Genomic DNA, 22,546 nt, shown 5'->3' with positions numbered 1-22,546 from the left:
TCAAATGTTGAAAAAACATAAGTTCAGGTTCATATGCCTTCCTCTTCTCTTTACGACATACTACTGCAAACTATCTGAAAGTATCTCTTCGTCATTCTTAACACGCGCTAAAAGCATTAAACGATTGCATCTAATGAATCATTTTTATAGGTATGAGGTTAGTGTACCAAAGTCTATCATTTTTCACTACTAATAGGCGAACAAGCATTCTTTACTTGCCAGTTCTTTTCTGCTAAGCTTACTTTCTGGCTAACAGATTTGAGCTGCATAAAAAATTGCAGGCTATGTGCATTATTTTCTAATGACACCCTCGTGATAAGTAATTGATTGACCAGATCCAACTGCGCAACTAATTGTCCTAATTTGTTCAATACAACGCCTCCTTTTATCTTTACTTATGTATTCCTCGCATGTATAAAATAACCTTCATGCGTGACAAAAAAAGCGTAAGTTAGCTGAAAGAAGAAGTATTTCGATAAATTTTTAATAAATACTACCTAAGAGCAGCATTCGTAAATAGGCTGATAAAAGACTCTATCTCTACGAATCTAGCAATAAATGAAAGTATTAATAGGACAATTTCTATGACGAATGCAGTTGTTTCCTTGGCGAATTTTCTACTTTAAACAGCGAATCATGCTACGAATTAGCAATTGTCATCTAACTTTAGAGCAATGTGCTGACTGTGGTGAAGTTCTACAAAAATCATGGTAAACTATTGTGTATAATAGCAGTATTATAGAGGGTGAGCTAAGTGACAATTCGTTATCCAAATGGGAAAATCTATACCCCTGCACAAGCTATTCAAAAAACAGAAAAAAAGGGGAAAAAGAAGGATTTCTCCTATAGTAATCGAGGGAAGACGCTTGAGGATGAAATTAATGAAGCAAACGACTATTATTTAGAAAGGCGACTTGCTATTATTCATAAGAAACCTGTTCCCGTACAAATCGTCAAAGTAGAGTATCCATCACGAAGTGCTGCCGTTATTCGTGAAGCTTATTTCCGAACGCCCTCTACAACTGACTACAATGGTGTTTGGAATGGGCACTATATTGATTTTGATGCAAAGGAGACCGCCTCGAAGACGAGCTTTCCACTAAAAAATATACACACACATCAAATGAAACATATGCAGCAAGTGAAGGAACAAAATGGTGTGGCATTTATTATCGTTCGTTTTTCAGCTTTTGAGCGTTATTTTTTAGTGCCATACGAAGTTTTACAAAAGGCCTGGCATGCAATGAACAATGGTGAACGTAAATCGATTCCCTTTTCAACCATTGAAAAGGAAGCTTATGAAATTCCTACAAGCTATTATCCACGTATCGATTATTTACCTGTTCTCCAGCAGTTTATTGAAGCAACAAGTCATGGCTCTGAAAGTGAGGAGATAAAAAAATGAGTGAACGTCGTCAAACACGCGGAGAGCATCAAAAAGCTCTCGCTCAAAAAAATAAAAAGAAAGCGCCGAAAGCAGCGAAATCTTCGACTAAAGTTTGGTTGAAGCGTATTGTTCTAACAATACTTATTATAGGGATTGTTGGTTTAGTCGGCGGGGCAGGTGTATTTGCCTATTATGCAAGTACAGCTCCTGAACTGGATGAAGATTTATTGAAGGACCCCGTTTCCTCTGAATTTTATGATAAAAACGGTGAAATTTTCGCCACAATCGGTGCAGAAAATCGAAAATACGTAAAATACGAAGACATTCCTGAAGATATGATTAACGCCATTCTCGCAACAGAAGACGTTCGCTTTTTTAAACATCATGGTATGGACTTTTATCGTCTTGGTGGTGCAATACTTGCCAACTTCCGTGATGGTTTTGGGTCACAAGGGGCTTCAACATTAACACAGCAAGTTGTCAAAAATTCATTTTTACAAAATGAGAAAAAATTAAAACGTAAAGCACAAGAGGCATGGCTTGCTTTCCAACTTGAACGCAAATATTCAAAAGAAGAAATATTTGAAATGTACTTCAATAAAATGTTGATGTCCGGCCGTATTTATGGCTTTGGGACAGCAGCTCAATATTTCTATGGTAAAGAGTTAAAAGATTTATCATTGGATGAAGAAGCGCTACTAGCTGGCTTAGTTCAACGTCCAAACGCATACAATCCATTAAAAAATCCAGAGCTGGCAGAGAAACGCCGAAATACAGTTTTGGGCTTAATGTACCAGCATGGAAAAATTACAAAAGCTGAAATGGAAGAAGCGAAAAAAGTTGATGTGCAAGCAGGTCTTTCAGACGACGCTACACGCCAATCATTTGCTGGTTCTAAATACGATGCCTTCCTAGATATCGTCATTAATGAGCTAGAGAAAAATGGCGATGGTTCTGCTATGGCTGAAGGTATTAAAGTTTACACAACACTTGATCCAAATGCACAGCAAATTGTAGAAAACATCATGAATGACGATAGCAATTTCCCAACAGAGAAAATTGAATCAGGCGTTGCTGTTATTGATACAAAAACTGGTCAAATTCAAGCAGTCGGCGGTGGACGAAATTACGGCAATCGTACATTTAACTATGCAGATGACTTAAAGATTAACCACCCTGGTTCAACAATGAAGCCATTACTCGATTACGGTCCAGCAATTGAATATTTAAAATGGTCAACAGGTAAAACACTTGTCGATGATCCAATGAAATATACAGGTACAAATCAAACGATTACAAACTGGGATGGGAAATATTTAGGTGCTATGACAGCACGTAAAGCGTTATATGCTTCTCGCAATGTGCCAGCTGTTAAAACGTTTAAAGAAGTTGGCGCTGACAAAGCGAAAGAATTTATCGGTCGCTTAGGAATTAAGGCAGAAATTGCTTACGAGACAGATGCAATTGGTGGTGGTGACATTACAATATCACCTATTCAAATGGCAGCATCTTATGCGGCATTTGGGAATAACGGTGTATATACTGATCCTTATGCCATTACGAAAATTGTTTACCGCGATGGTAAATCAACGAAAGACTATACACCAAAATCTACGGTTGCCATGGAAGATTACACGGCTTATATGGTCACAGATATGTTACGTGATGTAGTCAGCAATAAACCAGATGCATCAGGTACAGCCGCAAATGTTTCAGGCTTAGATATTGCTGGTAAAACAGGTACAACCAACTATTCAAACGATGAGTTTAATAAATATAATTTACCAGATACAAGTGTGCCAGATTCATGGTTCGCTGGTTACACTACTAACTATTCAATCGCTATTTGGAGTGGATACGAAAAACGTTCGGATCCAATCACTACATGGGATGAACGCCGTTTACCACAACATCTATTTAAAAATATTATGAAAGACCTTTCTGCGAACATTGAAACTGCACGTTTCAAAAAGCCAAGCTCGGTTGTAGAAGCGACGATTGAAGTAGGCTCTAGCCCACTGAAGCTAGCTAGTGATTATACTCCAAGTGAATTGCGCCAAACAGAACTATTTGTTCGTGGTACAGAACCTACAGAGGTTTCAAATGAGTATGAAGCACCTGAACTTTCTACACCTTACAATGTAAGTGCAAGTTTAGATTTAGCAGGTCAATCTATTAATATTGGCTGGGAACATGATGCCATTCTTGACCCAGAAACAGATGAACCAATGGCTACTACTTTTGAAGTATCTGCTACACGCGAAGGTGGCGAAACGGTAGTGCTTGGAACTACTGACAATAAAGGTTTAACTGTTAGCAACACATTAGAAGATGGGAATTACACGATTTCTGTCGTAGCGATTGTAGATGGTACACGCAGTGAACCAGGAACGACATCTTTCGAAATTTCGAGTATGCCTGATGAGGATTTAGGTACCGAAGATCCAGATAATCCGGATATAGAACAACCTACACCGCCTGATCAAGGCAATGGTGAGGACAATGGCAACAATAACGGCAATGGCAATAACGGCAATAATGGTAATAATGGTAATAACAACGGTGGTAATAACGGCAATAACAGCAATAACGGTAACAATGGCAATAATGGCAATGGTACTGGCAACAATGGCAATGATGCTGGTAGCCAACCTCCTGTAACACCAACTGACCCCGTAGTGCCAAACCAAGAGAATGATAGTGAACAATAATTAATTTAAGATTTACTAAATACTAAAAAACAGGTGCAGAAACCGAAATGTTTCTACACCTGTTTTTATATTTTATAAATAAAAGAAGGTTGTCCTTTTTAAGTTCAATCACTTATCGGACAACCTTTTATTTATCATGTATACTTTAGCGTTTAGTCGCCTGTAAGCGCAAACGTGCCGTTCGTTTTTTCGTTTCTTTAAATAATTCATCTATTTGACGATAACACGCATATTGACCTGGTTTCGTTTTAATAAAAGTTAAACGTTCCACTCCATTTATGGGCAATACTTCTTCGCCTGCTTCGTTAACTAAACGTTCAAACAAACGTATAGCCTCTTCCATAAGGCCTTTTGCTTTCCCATTACGTGCTTGATGGGCTGCATGTATTTGCGCTTCTAGCAATGCCCACTCTGCAAACCATTCATCAATTTTTTCTTTTGTGATTGCATCAATATTCATGCTTTGGTCACCAGTCCTTTTTTAAAACGCTTTTGTCCTTCACGACAATCACCTAATAACGGACATGTTGCGCAACCTGGATTTTGTGCCTTGCAATGATAGCGACCGAAGAAAATAAGCTGATGATGGGTTTTCGACCACTTGTCCATCGGTGTTTTTTTCATAATCGTTTCTTCCACCTCAAGAACTGAGTCTTTCCAGCGACATAAGCCTAATCGTTTAGATACGCGCTCTACATGTGTATCGACTGCAAGCGCTGGTATGTCAAAGGCTACGGATAGCACAACATTCGCTGTTTTACGACCTACACCTGGCAAGGTAACAAGTTCCTCTCGACTTGCAGGAATTTGCCCACCATATTCAGTCAAAAGTCGCTCACATAAAAGTTGAATATTTTTTGCTTTATTTCGATAAAGACCAATAGAACGAATATCCAGTTGTAGCTCCTCTAAGGACACCGCTAAATAATCTTCGGGTGTTTTATATTTTTGAAACAATGTTTTCGTTACTTTATTAACAAGTACATCCGTACATTGTGCAGATAATAACGTGGCGATTGTCAGCTCGAACGGGTTGTCATGCACAAGTTCACAATGTGCATCAGGAAACATGCGGTCCATTTCAGCTAAACAATGCTCCCACTGTTTTTTTGTTAACATTCCCTAAAATCCCCCTATTCTCTTTCTTCTAACCAGTTATAAAATGGTACTTTATTTGTCGACTGCGTTTCTTGCTGTAACGTGCGGGATTGCGGTCTAGTCAAGTTTTGCTTTTCACGGAACTGTTCGCCTTGCTTATGTGCAGCTTGTGGTGTTGTTATATTTTTCTTTTTCCACTCCAACAAAATCCGATCGATATAGCGAATGCTTAGTTTTCCAGCAAACACAGCCTCTTTTAACGCTTCTTTAATAAGTGAAGGACTGTGCCTATCCTCATCTAACCAAGAACCAATTTTTTCTAGCTCTAAAGGAGATAAAAGACGCCCCATTTCTTCTTCAAATAAACGGAATACCTCGCCCTCTTCTTGACGAAGCGTAGTTGCTGATTTTTGTTGCTCTTTCAATTCTATAATCTGCAAGATACGTTCCCAAAGAGGGTACACCGAATATTTTTCGTACAGCTTGCCAGTTGTCTTATCAACGTCACGTGTAATCTCAAGGAAGCCTTTTTGCATAAGTCTTTGTAAGCGCGATGTAATGTCATTACTAGGCATCGTGAGACGATTCATCAGGTCTGTTGGTGTAGGAAAATCATTTCCTTCAACATGATAGGCAAGTAAATGCAAGACGATAAGCGCCTCATCATCCTCAATATTTAACTCCTTATAAAACTGAAAAAAGAGCTGAGGAATGTGTATCGTTCTCTGCTCAGTCCATGTACGGAGTCGATTATTTTTTGTATTCATGTAGACATGACTCCTTTTTTCTAAGTAAGTAGAAAAGCCGCGTAGAAATTTCACTACGCGACTTTGCAATTGTTTCTGTTTATTGCTAACCGATTATGGATATAAGCGGTTTAATAAACGTGGGAACGGAATCGTTTCACGAATATGCTCTGTCCCAGAAATCCATGCAACTGTTCGTTCTAACCCTAGACCGAATCCAGAATGCGGTACGGATCCTTGCTTACGAAGTTCTAAATACCATGCATAAGCATCTAATGATAAGTTATGTTCTTCTAGACGAGATTTTAATAATTCGTAGTCATGAATACGCTCTGAACCGCCGATAATTTCACCGTAACCTTCAGGTGCAATTAAGTCAGCACATAACACAACATCATCACGATCAGGATGTGGTTGCATGTAGAATGGTTTGATGCCTGTTGGATAGCACGTAATGAATACTGGTTTGTCAAATGAATTGGCAATGGCAGTTTCATGTGGCGCACCGAAGTCATCTCCCCATTCAATATCATCAAAACCTTGTTCATGTAATAGTTTAATGGCATCGTCGTATGAAATACGAGGGAATGGCGCTTTGATATTTTGAAGTGTAGATGTATCACGGCCAAGTCGCTCTAATTCTAGCGTACAGTTTGCCAGAACAGACTGTACAATATGCTCAACATATTGTTCTTGTACTTCTAAATTTTCTTCAAATTCCACAAAAGCCATTTCCGGTTCAATCATCCAGAATTCGATAAGGTGACGGCGTGTTTTAGATTTCTCCGCACGGAACGTCGGACCGAAAGAGAAAACCTTCCCTAACGCCATTGCTGCTGCTTCCATATAAAGTTGACCAGATTGAGATAAATACGCATCTTCATCAAAATATTTCGTGTGGAATAGCTCTGAAGTTCCTTCAGGTGCTGAACCCGTTAAAATTGGTGGATCCATTTTCGTAAAGCCATTATTGTTGAAAAACTCGTAAGTAGCACGAATAATTTCATTACGAATTTTCATCACCGCATGTTGCTTACGAGAACGTAACCATAGGTGGCGGTTATCCATTAAAAATTCAGGGCCATGCTCTTTAGGCGTAATTGGGAAATCAGTCGCTGCATGTAGCACTTCAATGCCTGTAACTGCTAGTTCACAGCCAAAGCTTGAACGCTCGTCGGCTTTCACCTCGCCAATTACATACATCGACGTTTCTTGCGTCATACCTTTTGCAATCGCAAAAATTTCTTCGCCTACTTCTTCTTTCACAACAACGCCTTGCACAAAACCTGAACCATCGCGCAGCTGTAAGAAAGCAATTTTACCACTTGAACGTTTGTTAGCTAACCAAGCACCTAGCTTGACTGTTTCGCCGATATGCTGTGGCATATCTTGAATCATAATTTTTTTCATAGAAATCCTCCAAAGTTGGTTAGAAGGATTAGTCTTGCCATTTTGATTTTACGAATGCATCAATACGACGGACTGCCTCTTCTAATAATTCTAAAGATGTAGCATAAGATAATCGCATTGTAGTTGGTGCACCAAAGCCAGAGCCCGGAATCACTGCTACGTTTGCTTCAGTTAAAATATCCGCAGCAAATGCATCTACTGAATCATAACCAGTATGAGCCATCGCTTCTGCTACATCTGGTAATAAGTAAAATGCGCCTTGCGGTTTTAATACATTGAAGCCAGGAATTGCACTAATTTGTGGATAGATTTTTTCAAGACGAGATTCAAATGCTTGGCGCATTTCTTCTACAGTGTCTTGTGGTCCATTATACGCTTCCACTGTTGCATACTGTGCAGTTGTTGTCGCGTTTGAAGTAGAGTGTGAAGCAAGGTCAGTCATTGGTTTAATAATGTCTGCATCACCTGCTGCATACCCGATACGCCAGCCTGTCATAGAGTGAGATTTAGCTACACCATTGACTACAATTGTACGTGCTTTCAATGCATCTGAAAGTTGTGCAATTGAATAATGCTCAATACCATTGTATACAAGCTTCTCATAAATTTCATCTGACACGATTAAAATATCTTTTTCTTCTGCAACAGCTGCAAGTTCTGCTAGCTCATCACGAGAATAAATCATACCAGATGGGTTGCTTGGCGAGTTAATGATGACTGCTTTCGTTTTATCCGTAACAGCTGCTCGTAATTGATCCGCAGTAATTTTATAACCTTGTTCGCGTGTTCCTTCAACATAAACAGGCACGCCACCTGCTAATTTCACTTGCTCTGGATACGATACCCAATAAGGAATAGGGATGATTACTTCATCGCCTTCATTTAAAATAACTTGGAATAACGTGTAAAGAATATGCTTCGCCCCAACACCTACGATAACCTCGTTCGGTTTATATGTAAGATTGTTGTCGCGTTGAAGTTTGTCAATAATGGCTTTCTTTAGAACTGGAAGACCGCCGGCAGGTGTATATTTTGTTAAACCTTTTTCCATAGAGTCAATAGCCGCATCTAGAATATTGCGTGGTGTGTTGAAGTCTGGCTCACCAGCACCTAGACCAATTACATCGATACCTTGCTCTTTTAATTCTTTTGCTTTTGCAGTAATCGCTAATGTTGAAGATGGTGTTAAAGTTTTCACTCGGTTTGCTAATAATTTTTTCATACGGGATCTACTCCTCTTATAAATTCTTAATGCGCTTCCACCAGTCGCCGTCCTTAAACAAAATATAGACATAGTTGAGTTTATCTTGATCGTTCAGGTATGAAATTTCCCAAACAGCTCCAGCCTCCTCATAGCCTAATTTCATATGAAGAACCTTTTGTACATTTCCTTCTTTTTTAAAAACCGATAATGCTTGCTTTTCCGTAATACCATCTTTCAAAAATACTTCCTGAATGGAATCCTCTTCTAGATTCGTTGGAACAAAGACAGCCTTTTTGTCACCGTATTCGTCTACCCCGAATACAGTAACATACGAATTTTTGCCATTATATGTGTAGGACTCCGTGACAATTGCTAGGGCTTTGGCATCAAGTGCCAACTGTTCAGCCTTTTCTTCAATTGAACTAAACGGAGCCTCGGCTTTCCAGAGTACTAAAATACTAATGACAAGTGATAAGGAAACCATAAAGACAGAAATGAAAATCAACCAGTTTTTCATATATTCACCTTATGTTTCACACCTAGCTTTTTGTTTGCTAAGAATGCCTGATATTTTTGCGTGTCGAACACTGCGCACACTTTCATTTTGCTTACCATTTTTGCCAACCTGCTTTCTTTCCTCATACCACAACATTATACACCAAAATCCCGTTGTCGTGTTTGCTAATTTCATTTATTGTACGTTGATAAACCAACGTTTTCAAATGATTAGAGTATCTATTTTCGATTTTTACTCTTTCATGAAAATAGACAGCCCTTTCCCGTCAAAAGTTCCTATTCTTTTTCACAAAGAGAAAAGTTTTTTTGAGGGAAATCTCTTTTTTCTATATTAAAAAGGATAATTATATGAAAACAAATTTATTCCCACTGCCTAGTATTGACAGTGGGAATGATGAAAGCGGATTTTTACTAAAATAGACAATGCATTTAAAGCTGCAAAACTTTTTATTGTACACTAATAACATAACTAGCACGCCCGTTATTTTTTGCTTTGTACAAGTTGCGATCTGCTTGCTTAAAAAGCTTTATATATTCATAATTTTTTTGGTCATTCAAACAAGCGCCTAAACTAACCTTTAATGGATAGCTATCATATTCATGTTCTAGTTTTAAAGTTAACATGTAGGCATGCAATTCTCTTATACTCTCATTTAAAAACATCTTACTTTTATGCCGAAGACAAATAATAAATTCATCTCCACCATAACGGATAATCACCGCTTCTTGATTATACAAAAAATCTTTTAACCCCGTAGCAAGGAGTTGCAACACCATATCTCCAAATAGGTGGCCATATTGATCATTGTATGCTTTAAAATAATCAATATCGAGTACAATTACACCAACATATTGGTGGCATGCCTGTGCCTCATTTAACCAATCATTCAGTTCTATATCAAGAAAATGGCGATTTAGGACACCTGTTAACGGATCATATAGCGCTCTTTTTTCCAGTGTCTCTTTTTGCCGATTAAATTCTAAATTCATCACCTGTTGAAGCAGATTATCTGCACTCATTTTTTCTGATAGCTCTATATAAGCGCGTTGCACATCAAATATTTCATTACGATAATCCAATTGATAAAGTACGTTTAAAAGCATTCGCATCACTTTCTTCGTAATGGGGTTATCACCATAGGATTGTGCTAATTCTATCGCTTGCTTATAATAGTCTACCGCTTCTTCAAGTCGATGTTGATGCTCGTATAAAAAACCATAGCCAAACAATGCAGCTACCTTTTCTCGTTTATGATTTTGAATAATTTCAGAATTCAATGTCTGATCCAACAAAGCTTGAGCAGTAACAAAATCGCCCTCTAAAATATACACATCCGCCATATTATTATGAATGCGAATCTCTTGTAATTTCGCTAATTCTGGAAGTGTCTTCGCAAGCTCCTCATTATAATTTCTTGCAATAAAAGCCGCTTCCAGAGCCTCCATATAACAGCCATTTTCAACTTCTAAATAGCATAGATTACTATGGCAACGTACAAGCATTTTAATATCTTTTAACTGCGTAGCATATTCTATAGACTTTTTTGTCATTTCCACCGTTTTATCTCTGAAACCAACCAAATCATATACTAAAGACATGACCAGATTGTAATTCATAAAGTCCTTTTTCGTGCCGTACTTTTGGCAGCACTCCTCATATTCTTGGATATGACGTACCATGCTTAATGTATCACCTAGCGCATGATGAATTAATATCTTTTGGAAGAATAAATCTAGTCCATACCTATGATTATCATTTTCTAATGCTACTAAAAGTCCCTGTTCAGCAAGAGTTAGAGCTTCTGTCAAACGCCCTTTCGTCCGCATTTCTAGGATTGTTTTGTTTAATTGTTCTAATGTTAACTCCAATTCATCACCACTTCTCTAAGCTCGGATTTTCCCTTATCCATCACACCTTAATGTAGCAGTTAGCCTATTCATTAATTATAAGCGAAGTCCTATACACTCGTCCGTCATTTCTATCATATCCCATAAATTACTAAACATATCGATTGATGAATGTTTTGTAAAAAGCGTATAATACTTGCCCTTCCTTTATGCTAGTAAGCCACAATAAGCAAAGGGACTGCTCGTTCATCAGCGGCCCTTACGCTATCAACTAAAAACGCTGCTTTCGTTTTATGTATAGTAAATATATGCCTTATTGGCTACTCATTAGCAGATTGCATGAATTTTTGAAATTTAATATTTTTTATATATTAGCACAAATACTTCCATTATTGTCCTCGTTTCTTATTGTTTTTACCCATATGATGAAGTTAAGTTTGTAAAAATGTAAGGGACGTGATGTTTTGAATAAAAAAATCAATCCTGCTGACCCAGCAACAATCCCCAAATTTGTAGATGCCTTACCGAAACCCGTTACCGCAAAACCAAAATTCAGTAGCAGACATCCGAAGAAAGATTATTACGAGTTGCAGATGATAGAAGCAGAGCATAGTTTTCATAAAAACTTTCCAAAATCCACGATTTGGGGATATAACGGGCTTTATCCAGGACCGACCATCGAGGCTTCAAAAGACAAAACGATTTATGTCAAATATAAAAACCAATTGCCAACCAAACATTTTTTGCCAGTTGATTATACTCTTCATGCGGCTAATGACTCCCAAGAGGTTCGAACAGTAACTCATCTTCACGGTGCCAATGTAGATTGGGAAAGCGATGGACATCCTGAAGCTTGGTATACAAGAGACTATACGTATACTGGTCCTAAATTTAATAAAGAAATACATGAATATACGAACCATCAACCAGGTACAACTTTGTGGTATCATGACCACGCAATGGCTTTAACGCGCCTAAATGTTTACGCTGGACTTGCAGGTTTTTACCTGCTTCGAGACTCCATAGAAGAACGTTCAAACTTACCATGTGGCGATTATGAATATCCGTTATTAATTGCTGATAAATCCTTTAATGAAGACGGCTCACTGTTCTATCCAGAAGGTCCTCCATTCCCAGTGCCGGTGAATCCATCCATTACACCTGGATTTGTTGGAAACACAATCGTTGTCAATGGTAAAGTATGGCCTTATTTAAATGTTGAACCTCGCAAATATCGTTTTCGTTTGTTAAACGGTTCAAATAGAAGAGGCTATGTTTTAAGCCTGTCCAACAAGCAGCCAATGATTCAGCTTGGCACAGATGGTGGCTTTTTAACTGCCCCAAATGCAATTTTCTCGGTTGAATTATTGCCAGCTGAGCGAACAGATATCATCATTGACTTTTCAACATGCGAAGGTCAAGAAATCACTTTAATGAACGGTGATACCGATTTTTTTGATGAGCATACTAGCGTCATTATGCAATTTAACGTAAATTGCCCACTTCGATATGAGGATACGAGTGAAGTGCCTGCAAGACTTGCAATGTCAATGGATTTACACCCTCATCATGCACAGGTTGAACGCAACTTACCGTTAAGTGCCACTACGGATGACTTCGGAAGACCTATGTTGTTATTAAATGACCGAATGTACCATGACCCTGCTACCGAAAAGCCTGCGCTTGATAGTATAGAAGTTTGGAATTTTATTAATGCTACGCCGTTTATACATCCTATTCATCTGCATTTAATTCAATTTAAAATTCTTGAACGACGACCATTTGACGTGGAACTCTATCAAAATGAAGGAAGGCTAGCATTTACTGGTCCTGCAGAAAAACCGCGTGACTACGAACGAGGTTGGAAAGATACCGTCAAAGCTGATGCAGGGAAGGTTACAAAAATTATTATGCACTGGAAAGACCATATCGGGAATTATATGTGGCATTGCCATTTCCTCGAACATGAGGATCATGATATGATGCGACCTATTCTCGTAATGAAAGATGTACATCCCGTATCGGAGCCACATGTTGAAGTAGCGCATGTTACAGAAAGTCCTAGCACCACAGCAACAACCATTTCAAATGATTCGGACACCACTCCCCCCTTGTTGAATAATGCTCAAAATATTACAGCAGCGCCTGAGCCAACACAGCACGCATCTAGAAGGGCTAATAAGCAAATGTCCGTTGCGAAGGAAACTGCACCTCATGTTGCGACTCATACACAAAATGTCTCACAGTTTGTACCGCTACCTATATATCCTTCAAAAACAAGCCAAACACAAGCCCACACGGCAAATAGATGGCGTAGAAGACGGTCATAGCAACCTACTTCAGCCCATATAATGCCAAATAAAAACGAGGTATTTGACATTAGCTTGTCAAATACCTCAGTTTGTAAAATAAATATTAGCTATCTCACATCGTGTTTCATTTCTCTATAATTGGATAACGGGCAATAATAAGTCTAATTGCGTAAAATCTTTATCACCTATGATAGATAATGCATTGTAATTATTGTAAATAATCGTCATTTTTTTATTTCCATTTATAGTATACTAAAAGTCTAGAAAAGGAGGTGAACAAAGTAGATTAAGATAAAATACATATTCTTCACTACCTACTAGTAGTATTTGAAGAAAACAAAAAAGCGGCACAATCTAAACCACAACGTCGCAAGTAGTCATTTGAAGAAGGTGAAAACCTCTTTTTACTTAGTATTTTATCGTAACCACTAATTATGCGAAGGAAAACCATACGAATATTTAACATTGTTATCATCATAGTACTAACTTTTATAATGGCACAAACAACAGACTTTAGTAATTTAACAACGTCGGACTATGTATATTTATCACTGTATGTTTTGATTATTATTCTTTTCATCGTTAACACTATATTAGAAGTAATCAATAAACGACGTGATATTAATGAGTAATATCCGTAACACAGATAATCCGTTATTCAAAGGTATGGATATAGCAGAAGCATCCGGATTATGCGGACTGTCTCAACTACAGATCAAATTGTTATGTAGTATACACCTATAATTGAGGAAGAATGACACCTTAGAAGCAGATAGTGAAGGCGTATTTCAATTAAGTGGAGACTTTAGCACAGAGTAAAAAATAATACGCGTGCATTTTAACTAACAAGAGGCTGGGACAAAAGAGAAAAGGGTTAGATTGATGGCAGTCAATCTAACCCTTTTCTGCTGCGCCGTTGTTGTCCGCTTCTGCGGTGCTTACCGCGGGCACACACGTAAGCCGCAACCCTCGCTAGCGCGCGGAATGCCAGCGTCTTACGCTGCGTGCATGATATGAACCCATAAAGTTGTACTGCTTTTATGTTGTTTTTTCAAATTTTTTTCTGTACTCAACTGGACTTAAACCGTCCAGTTTTTCTTTTATTCGTTTTTTCTTATAGTAATGAATGTAATCGTGGATGGCTTTTTCTGCTTCTTGAACGGATGGAAAAGATGTTTGATAAATACATTCATTTTTAAGAATGCCAAAGAAGCCCTCCATGAGCGCATTATCTAAACAATTTCCTTTACGTGACATACTTTGGGTCATCCCATACGTCTCTACCATTCGTTGAAAGCGACCAATTTGATAAAGCCAGCCTTGATCCGAGTGAATCAAGAGATGATGGGGTACTTTTTTTAATTTCCTTGCACCTATAGCTTGAGTGAACGATTCTTGAATGAGATTAAAGTTCGGATTTTTAGCTAGGGCATAACCAACAATTTCACGATTAAAGACATCGAGAAAGGCGGATAAATAGCGTTTCACTCCATTCACTTTAATCTCCGTTACATCTGTTAACCACACTTGGTTAGGGCGTTCGGCTTCAAATTGGCGATTTAATTTATTGGGAGCCACACGTCCTACTTCTCCTTTGTATGATCGATAAGTACGCTTCTTTTTGCGTCCTTTTAAGCCCATTTCCTTCATCAAGCGAAACACGGTTTTATGGTTAACTCGTACGCCTTGTTTACGTAATTGTATAGTGATGCGGCGGTAGCCATAACGTCCTTTGTGTTCTCGATAAATCGCTTGAATTTGTTTTTTCAGTTCGTTATATTTATCTACTTTTGCGGCTGCTTTTAGGTGATAATAAAAAGTTGATTTCGTTAGGTTCGCAACTTTTAATAAAATCTTTAAGGTGAATTCAAGCCTTAATTCATTAACAATCAGGACTTTTTCTTTCGTGCTAACTTTTCTTTTTCTTGAATTAAGGCATGTAACTTTTTTAAATAAGCATTCTCCGCTCTTAATAGCTCCAGTTCTTCTTGTAGCTTTTCTGTATCATTTTGTGTTGTCGTAGTAGATTTTTTTTTCATGTCTCGACGCTCCCGTTTCTTATGATAGAGAGCCCAGTCACTTTCGGTCATGTAAAGGTGCATCCATTTCCATAAAGTTGCCCGACTGTGAAGATTAAATCTCCCCGAAACTTCGGTATACGACTCGACGGTCTCTATTAAATAGTGTATGACTTCTAGTTTAAAGGAATCGTCGTAGCTCTTACAAGGGGGAGCTAATAATCCGTCTAACCCGTGATATTTATAGATCGCTAACCAGCTTGACACAACCGCTTTATTAATCGATAGTTCTCTAGCGATGGCACTGTGTGAAAGTACACCTTTCTGATAAAGTTCGACTACTTTCTTTTTCTTTTCTCTTGTTTCCATCGATGCACCCTCCTTGTGAATATAAAGTTCAACAATTTGGGTGCATCTCACATTCCCGCAGGAGTCACCGCCTCCGCTACCAACAACTAGTGAACCCTTCTAATTTATTATTAATTGCAAAAGAAATAATAGTAAATATGTTCTATATATTTTCTTAGCAAAAATTTATCAAAACCAATGTCCCTCTATTTAAGATTCTAAAGTTATGTGCCAGCCTCTAATTGTTTGCCTTTTATCCATGATTAATAATCTTATCTGTATAGAAGACTTGCTCCTTGACAACTCTTTGATGATTGGTGCATATACGACGCTAAAACACGATGAGTAATCGTAATTACTGTAAAATAATATGGATTCAACAAATAACTTTAAAAAATCATCTCACTTTTCATTTCTCTCCAATTGGATGACGGGCAATAATAAGTCTAATTGCGTAAAATCCTCTCCTCGGTACCACTCGATAATTGAGCGGGTAGGCACCCAGCTATGATGAAAAGCATATTGTAATAATTTGTGATAACCGCCTTTGATTTTTGTAGGATGTTCTTTAAATGGTAATGCTAAGCAAATACAGGCAGGCATATGTTCGATAAAATCAACACCCTTTAATCCATTTAGCATGGAATCTGCTGTCACTCCAAAACCGATTTGTACTTTTATCAAATCTTGTCCTGATAAGTAGTTTACATAATAACTTTTAATGCGTATATTGTTCTGCTTTAATTTATTCGCTCTTTTTGCAAAATACTCTCCAAACTTCCCTGTTGTCGATTGCTCAATGAACCAAATAATTTTTTCATCTTGTTTATCGATAAGATAAATATCTTCTTGAATTGAATCACTTTCTAAAAAACGTAAACTAACATCTATTAGATCACGTTTTTTCTTAATAGAACGAATCCAATTTTCCATCATGGTTTGACGAGCTATTTCATCATTTTCCTGTAAATAATGTTGAATATCTTGTAGAGGGACATCTGCAATTCGCAAAGTGGTAATTAATTTGACTGTAGCAATTTGATGCTGCGCATATACACGATAGCCATTCTCTCTTCGTTCTACTGGCAATAATAAATTTTTCGATTCATAAAAACGTAACGTGCTCTTTGCAATTCCAGTTCTATTTGAAAATTCTTGAATCGTCATATCCTTTTGCAAAGTCATCTCACTCCTTCGCTTTAACAGTAAACCTTAAAGCTACTTGAAGGTCAAGAAAATTTTCAGAATTGTTTGGGTGACTGGCACTGCCTAAAATACTGATAGACTTTTTCTAACTTTTTTTGTTGCCCTCCCTTTTTACTTTCCATATTGCCAAATTCAAAAAACTTCACCTTTTTAATTCCTACAAAATTAAACAATGCTTTTCGCATTAACACTTTATGCGCATTATTCAACCAAAAGAGTGGATAATTTGTCGGGCCTTTCATTGTAGACACACAGACGACCGACTTCCCTTTTAAAAGTCCTTCTGGAAACAAGCCTTTTTTATCTCTATAAGCAAAATTAGATGCAAATAGTTGATCGATATATCCTAAAAGCATTGCAGGCGGTCTTCCCCACCAAATCGGATAGATAAAAACAATCTGATCTGCCCATGTAAGTTGTTCTCTATATTTCTCTAAGTTAGGCTCGCGATACATATCACGTCTTCGTTTATGTTCGTGAAAATGTAAAATTGGATCAAATTTTTCCTCATATAAATCTAACACTTGTAATTCGGTTATGTACGGATTTTCATTACAACCTTTAAGGACTTGCTGTAAAAAAGCATAATTCAAACTTTGATGATTTGGATACGTATAAATGACTAACGTGTTCATAACATCCCCCTATTACTTATCATTTGATAAGTAAATAATAACGAATACTGTTTTAGTTGTCAAATGATAATTGTTTTAAGATAAGTTCTTTGATATCTTGTCAGTAAGAGGTGAGATATTTGGACAAGAATGCATTATTCAATCAATTTGTTACGTTTACCGCAGCCGTCCACCAAGTAACAAGTGACTTAACACAAAACATTAATACGGATGCTATTACGCCTGTTCAATACAAAATTTTAGAGTATTTAAAAGTAAGCCAACCTGTTACGATTACCGAAATTAGTGAATGTCATCATATGTCGTTACCCAATACAAGTCGCGAGCTCAAGAAACTTCAAGAAAAAAATTTAATTGAAAAAATAAGTGATATAGCGGATCGTCGTAAATTTTTTGTACGTCTATCAGCAGATGGTGAACAAATGATGCATGAAGCGTTTGCCCGTATCGAAGAACGCTTTCAACAGCTCATTCAACATGTTCCAGAAGAAGATTTAGAGGAAATCAAACACGCTTTGGATATTTTGCAACAGAAGGTATTTAAACAAGAAGATAGGCTTTAATATACGTGTGACCTCAAATGCAAACTGATTTGAGGTCACTTTTTTTCAAGATTTTTAATTAGTTTAGCGATATAAATTAATAACCCAATAATTGTTAGTGGTATCGAAAGTGCAACTAATGTAGCGATAACTGCAAATATATCTCCAACAAGTATTTTTGGCATTATTAAAATTCTCCTCTTTTAAATTTTTGTAATGTCAAAGAATAAAAAACTTTGACTTTGTTCTACATTAATGATTTTATTGTTGCGATTACTGGTCTTCTATATGTTTTATTTTTTATCTACATAACCTTATCACACTGACAACGATAAATAATTCTTGATTTTAATGTAGGAAGGTATGTAGCCCCTTTCACATGATTTATAATTCGGTAAACTACATTTTTAACAGAGGAGGTCAGAATTCCTTTTATTTACGAAAAAGAGTACACCAAAACAAATTTTTTTTTAAATCCCTACTCTCATTAATAATACGAATTCCATCCCAAACCAGTTCTATTATTACCCACATAGAAAGATAGACTTCTATTAAAGGAACCTATTTCAAAAATCATGTTAAATTGTGCTGATAATCGAGCTTCATCGTGCCAAGAAGTATTTACATTCGAAGAGATGGATTGGCATAACTACCCGTTACTGTCCAAACATTGTAGTTTCCAACCCAAGTAATTGAATCATATCCAAAACGATTTAGGTAGTAGTTAACATAATAGGACATCCCATAAAAAGGGGTATTATTACTAACCTTTACTGACTTACACTCTGTTCCAACTGTTGTTGTTTGACAACGACCTCCGCTAATACTAGCAAATGGAGTTATTCTTCCTAGTAGCTTTAATTCAGTAATTTGCATTTGGGCTCTAGAGCCATCTGGAAATTCATAAGTTGTTGTAGTAGTGTCACCTTCAACGATAGTATTTGAGCTTATAGCATCCTTAAAACTCATTAAATCTGCATCAGCTAGTTCTCCTTTTTTATACTTTTCGATCAATTGGTTAGCAGTTTTTTCATCGCTTCCCATTTTTAGTTGGTTTGCTTTGATTGTCATTAATTCATGCTCAGAAAGGGCTGGTTCTTTCGTTTGATTTGCATCTAATGGCATAGCTTTTACATGATTAGTTCCAAATCCAATCCCTGAAAGACCAAGAATAACTACTGATGTTAAAAGAATTGAACGAAATTTCATAGTACAGATCTCCCTATATTTATATGTTATATAATACTTTTATCTTATCAAATTATAAAAATATACAAAAGTTAAAAATAAATAATAATTAAAAAATTCAAAAAAACTTTCATATTATTTAAATATAGAATATCTGGTTAATTAACAATGGTATGCAACTATCGGTTTAACATAATTTTTTACACCATTGGAACGGCAAAATAAGCGCACTATGTAGACTAGTTATAAATAATCCCTAATATTCGTCACCCAATGACACTTTCCTTAATAGTCTAAAGATGTATAAAGGAGGTGACTCATGTGGGAGCAGTTTTTGATAAAATTTGGCTTGAACAGCATTTGGCTTCCCTTCCCTTATGGCAACAGATGGCATTTCAAGATTTTGCTTCAATGGTTGCAGATGATGCAAATGCATTTCCTTGTATTCCTGCGCGCTCAGGGTTTATTTCGAATCAACTACGCTACAGTTTCGTTGGCGATCCCCGAGAGTTACAATCAGCTAAAGATTTGGCAAATTGCTTAAAGGCGTATGGTGACTGTGCTCGATCTACTGGGAAATATACTTCGCACGCCATTTTCTTTGAGACGCCAAAAGATATGCTTGAAAATTATGATGTAGAAGATTACAGAGCTTTATTTTGGACCATGCTAAATCATGTAACTGCCTTTGACGAAAAAGAATGGCCTAGAGAAATCCCTGTAAATCCGTCTAATCACACATGGGAATTTTGTTTTAATGGGGAGCCTTATTTTGTCTTTTGCGCAACACCTGCCCATCAATTGCGTAAAAGCCGCCAGTTTTCAACTTTACTAATGGCATTTCAGCCACGCTGGGTCTTTGAAGAGATAAATGACACGACCGTGCTAGGCCAAAAACTAAAAAAGTTAATACGAAAGCGCATTGAACAATATGATGCTATTCCAGAACACCCCGACTTAAAATGGTATGGGCAAAAAGATAATTTTGAATGGAAGCAATACTTTTTAAGTGATGATGAACATAGCCCTGCCCAATGTCCATTTGTAAGAGGAAATTTACCACTCACTTTGCCACAAAAACGAAAAAATTAAACGGAGCGATGGTTGCTCCGTTTTTTCATAACAATTAATGTTGCCAGTGCAATGAAGACGATGAACAGTAAGCTTATGTAAAAACCGAGTCTGCTTGTTTTTTCGCCTAAAGTGCCCGAAACAGTTACCGCAATTAGCAGCATCCCAACAATATTTTTTACATGTTGCCACTTCGTTAATGTCATAAGTTTTGCATAGGTTACTAAAATAAAAAGCCAATTATAAATTAACATTAATCCTGCTGCCGTTATTAAGTATTCAAAAATCTTTTCTGGAATCATGAAACCGATTGTAATAGTGATAATTAAACCACCCGTGAGGAACAGAAAGGCTGGTAATGGAACTTTCATTTTTCCTTTTTTCGCTAATATCGCTGGTGCATCATGATCTTCAGCTAAAGCCGTTAAAATCGTGACAACAGCATACAAGGACGCAACCATTGTAGAAAATCCAGCAATAATTAAAATACCCGTTATGATATCCGCAACAAATGGGATATTAAAATTTGCAAGAGCAGTAATAAACGGGCTTTCGTCTATTGTGAATGATGCCCAATGTACTAATGCAAGGGAACAGACTAGAGCAATTACATAAATCGTAGTAAGGATAACAATCATTACTTTTCCGGCTTTCGGTGCCTGATGGGGATCTTTTAAATCGATTACGAGTAGCCCCATCACCTCTATGCCACCAAAAGCAAAAAATGCATAGAGTAAACCAAGCCAAACACCCTTTACTCCTTCCGAAAAAAAGCCTTGAAAGTTTGCTAGAATAACATCTACTTGCCTTGGCTCACTATTCATCCCCTTTATCATTAGGATAGCAGCAACTACAATAAACATTACAACAGCAGCGGCTTTCATTGCCCCAAATACATTTTGAAATTTTTCAAAGCCTTTCATTCCCGTCAGTATAATGAGCAAGCCAAGTGCACCAAAACCTGATGCAGTCATCCATAGCGGTATGCTAGGAAACCAAAAACGCGTGAAAATTCCTAATGCCATTAATTGGCTCCCCATAATTAATAGTTCAGAAATTAAATAGACCCAACCATTACTAAAACCTGCCCAATTGCCAAAAGCTTGTTTTGCATACGTACGAAATGATCCTTTGTCAGGATTGGCAACAGACATATTCACGAGCGCATCATAGACAATGTAGGTGCCAATGGCTGCTAAAATAAATGGAATTAAAACAGCAGGCCCACTCTTTGCAATGGCCATGCTTGTTCCAAGAAAAAAACCTGTCCCTAACGTACACCCTACACCTAACAGGGACAACTGCCACCAAGACATTTGGCCTTTGCTTGTTTTTGACTCCATAGAAATCACCTCTATACCGATTTTCGCACTAATGGTAATGTCATACAGCGAATACCACCACCGCCTTTTTCAAGCTCTGTCACGTCAATTTCCACAATATTTTTCTTTTGTAATTTTGGATGCGCTTTAAAATGCTGTTTAGTCGCCTTTTTACTGACTAACAATGTTTCGGGATTGAGATTTAAAAAATTGATATCAGGAATGGTGTTATACTTTTCTAACCAATACAACTCAAACCCATGACGATTGAAAAATTGTTCGGTCATATCAAAACGAGTCCCACTTGTTGTAATTACTTGGATAGGAAAATAACGCATAAAACTTTTCGCTATGACGACATCGTTGTTGGCAATATTACAATTCATATCTAAATGCAGTGTATCCGAGCTTCGAGGCAAATCAATAATGCCTATTTCAGAGAAACCTGCTTGAAAAATACTGTCTTTTATCTGCTCTACACCCTGCCTTGTCGTTCTTACACCTATATTAATAAGCACAGCATCACGATTTAACACCATCACATCTCCAAACTCTAATACATGGCTACTTTCCTTAGCGGGCATAAAGTGTTGCGGAAACCATTTCTGAAGTAATGTGTGCGCATGTCCATATTCAGGTCGTCTAATCGAGCTACCCGCTGCACCTGGTAGCATTCGGTTACCAAACACACATGCAAGATCACGCACAAAATAACGATTTAGAAGTTGTTCGCTAAGGTGCTGCGCATCTGCTAATAGATGTGTTGCGTAATCTATTACGTGCACGCCTGCCTGTTGTAAAGTCTCTTTCAACTCTATAAAATTTTCCATTGCTTGGGTATGTGAAACAGCCGCACTCCATTGTACATTTTCTGCCGTTTTTAAATCCGGTACATCTAATTTGGAAGGCGCACAAAGCATAACCGCAGTAAGCTCTCCGTGCTCCGACCAACAGCTTGGTTGAAATGACATCATGATGGTAACT

The 22,546-nt window shown here is 37.4% G+C and carries 21 protein-coding genes; 5 read left to right on the top strand and 16 right to left on the bottom strand.

Annotated features, from left to right (window positions below):
• Positions 1-176: 176 nt before the first annotated feature.
• Complete coding sequence (locus T479_RS07880) at positions 177-371, bottom strand: hypothetical protein (protein WP_024363367.1); 195 nt, start codon at positions 369-371, stop codon at positions 177-179.
• 383 nt (positions 372-754) lie between these two features.
• On the opposite strand from T479_RS07880, the gene recU reads away from it, so the two are divergent.
• Positions 755-1,405 carry a Holliday junction resolvase RecU gene (gene recU / locus T479_RS07875; RefSeq protein ID WP_025219153.1) on the top strand — a complete coding sequence of 217 codons (651 nt, stop codon included), beginning with the start codon at positions 755-757 and terminating at the stop codon, positions 1,403-1,405.
• The gene (locus T479_RS07870) at positions 1,402-4,098 is read left to right on the top strand and encodes a transglycosylase domain-containing protein (protein ID WP_025219152.1); all 2,697 of its coding nucleotides are present in this window, start codon (positions 1,402-1,404) and stop codon (positions 4,096-4,098) included. The genes recU and T479_RS07870 overlap by 4 nt, the downstream gene beginning before the upstream one ends.
• A gap of 145 nt (positions 4,099-4,243) precedes the next feature.
• Here the strand turns inward: T479_RS07870 and T479_RS07865 are convergent, their stop codons facing one another.
• From T479_RS07865 to T479_RS07835, 7 genes are all read right to left on the bottom strand, one after another.
• Positions 4,244-4,558: a YpoC family protein gene (locus T479_RS07865; RefSeq protein WP_024363364.1), complete on the bottom strand. Its 315-nt coding sequence runs from the start codon at positions 4,556-4,558 to the stop codon at positions 4,244-4,246.
• Complete coding sequence (nth, locus tag T479_RS07860) at positions 4,555-5,217, bottom strand: endonuclease III (protein WP_024363363.1); 663 nt, start codon at positions 5,215-5,217, stop codon at positions 4,555-4,557. Before nth ends, T479_RS07865 begins: the two co-directional genes overlap by 4 nt.
• A gap of 14 nt (positions 5,218-5,231) precedes the next feature.
• Positions 5,232-5,963 carry a DnaD domain-containing protein gene (locus T479_RS07855; protein WP_024363362.1) on the bottom strand — a complete coding sequence of 244 codons (732 nt, stop codon included), beginning with the start codon at positions 5,961-5,963 and terminating at the stop codon, positions 5,232-5,234.
• Between the two features lie 93 nt (positions 5,964-6,056).
• Positions 6,057-7,352 (bottom strand): asparagine--tRNA ligase, encoded by a 1,296-nt coding sequence (asnS, locus tag T479_RS07850; protein WP_024363361.1) that lies wholly within the window; start codon positions 7,350-7,352, stop codon positions 6,057-6,059.
• 28 nt (positions 7,353-7,380) lie between these two features.
• Positions 7,381-8,574: a pyridoxal phosphate-dependent aminotransferase gene (locus tag T479_RS07845; protein WP_024363360.1), complete on the bottom strand. Its 1,194-nt coding sequence runs from the start codon at positions 8,572-8,574 to the stop codon at positions 7,381-7,383.
• A 16-nt stretch (positions 8,575-8,590) separates the two neighbouring features.
• A complete protein-coding gene (locus T479_RS07840; protein ID WP_024363359.1) occupies positions 8,591-9,073 on the bottom strand; it encodes a cell wall elongation regulator TseB-like domain-containing protein in 483 nt (160 codons plus the stop codon).
• Positions 9,074-9,519: 446 nt separating this feature from the next.
• On the bottom strand, positions 9,520-10,941 hold the full coding sequence (locus T479_RS07835) for a tetratricopeptide repeat-containing diguanylate cyclase (RefSeq protein WP_025219151.1): 1,422 nt from the start codon (positions 10,939-10,941) through the stop codon (positions 9,520-9,522).
• A 443-nt stretch (positions 10,942-11,384) separates the two neighbouring features.
• Here T479_RS07835 and T479_RS07830 point away from each other — a divergent pair, with 443 nt between their 5' ends.
• Complete coding sequence (locus T479_RS07830) at positions 11,385-13,250, top strand: multicopper oxidase family protein (RefSeq protein WP_025219150.1); 1,866 nt, start codon at positions 11,385-11,387, stop codon at positions 13,248-13,250.
• Positions 13,251-14,270: 1,020 nt separating this feature from the next.
• Here the strand turns inward: T479_RS07830 and T479_RS07825 are convergent.
• From T479_RS07825 to T479_RS07810, 4 genes are all read right to left on the bottom strand, one after another.
• Entirely contained in the window at positions 14,271-15,125 is an 855-nt protein-coding gene (locus T479_RS07825; RefSeq protein WP_249038305.1) for an IS3 family transposase, read from the bottom strand.
• Positions 15,122-15,619, bottom strand: a complete 498-nt coding sequence (locus tag T479_RS07820) for a helix-turn-helix domain-containing protein (protein WP_025219148.1) — start codon at positions 15,617-15,619, stop codon at positions 15,122-15,124. Before T479_RS07820 ends, T479_RS07825 begins: the two co-directional genes overlap by 4 nt.
• 381 nt (positions 15,620-16,000) lie before the next feature.
• Positions 16,001-16,783, bottom strand: coding sequence for a MerR family transcriptional regulator (locus T479_RS07815; RefSeq protein WP_227665425.1), 783 nt, complete (start codon positions 16,781-16,783; stop codon positions 16,001-16,003).
• A gap of 56 nt (positions 16,784-16,839) precedes the next feature.
• The gene (locus T479_RS07810; protein ID WP_024363355.1) at positions 16,840-17,439 is read right to left on the bottom strand and encodes an NAD(P)H-dependent oxidoreductase; all 600 of its coding nucleotides are present in this window, start codon (positions 17,437-17,439) and stop codon (positions 16,840-16,842) included.
• A 119-nt stretch (positions 17,440-17,558) separates the two neighbouring features.
• Between T479_RS07810 and T479_RS07805 the strand changes: the two genes are divergently transcribed.
• Positions 17,559-18,002 (top strand): MarR family winged helix-turn-helix transcriptional regulator, encoded by a 444-nt coding sequence (locus T479_RS07805; protein WP_025219146.1) that lies wholly within the window; start codon positions 17,559-17,561, stop codon positions 18,000-18,002.
• A gap of 35 nt (positions 18,003-18,037) precedes the next feature.
• Here T479_RS07805 and T479_RS24180 read toward each other — a convergent pair whose 3' ends face one another.
• On the bottom strand, positions 18,038-18,166 hold the full coding sequence (locus T479_RS24180; RefSeq protein WP_256093166.1) for a hypothetical protein: 129 nt from the start codon (positions 18,164-18,166) through the stop codon (positions 18,038-18,040).
• Positions 18,167-18,602: 436 nt separating this feature from the next.
• Positions 18,603-19,190, bottom strand: a complete 588-nt coding sequence (locus T479_RS07800; RefSeq protein ID WP_025219145.1) for a hypothetical protein — start codon at positions 19,188-19,190, stop codon at positions 18,603-18,605.
• A gap of 300 nt (positions 19,191-19,490) precedes the next feature.
• Between T479_RS07800 and T479_RS07795 the strand changes: the two genes are divergently transcribed.
• Entirely contained in the window at positions 19,491-20,261 is a 771-nt protein-coding gene (locus T479_RS07795) for a YqcI/YcgG family protein (RefSeq protein WP_025219144.1), read from the top strand.
• Here the strand turns inward: T479_RS07795 and T479_RS07790 are convergent.
• Complete coding sequence (locus T479_RS07790) at positions 20,258-21,583, bottom strand: amino acid permease (RefSeq protein ID WP_025219143.1); 1,326 nt, start codon at positions 21,581-21,583, stop codon at positions 20,258-20,260. The genes T479_RS07795 and T479_RS07790 overlap by 4 nt on opposite strands.
• Before the next feature lie 11 nt (positions 21,584-21,594).
• Positions 21,595-22,536, bottom strand: a complete 942-nt coding sequence (locus T479_RS07785) for an arginine deiminase family protein (protein WP_025219142.1) — start codon at positions 22,534-22,536, stop codon at positions 21,595-21,597.
• Positions 22,537-22,546 lie beyond the last annotated feature (10 nt).

The organism is Lysinibacillus sphaericus (assembly GCF_000600105.1).
Classification (GTDB): Bacteria; Bacillota; Bacilli; order Bacillales_A; family Planococcaceae; genus Lysinibacillus; species Lysinibacillus sphaericus.
This window is presented reverse-complemented; position numbering and strand designations above follow the sequence as displayed.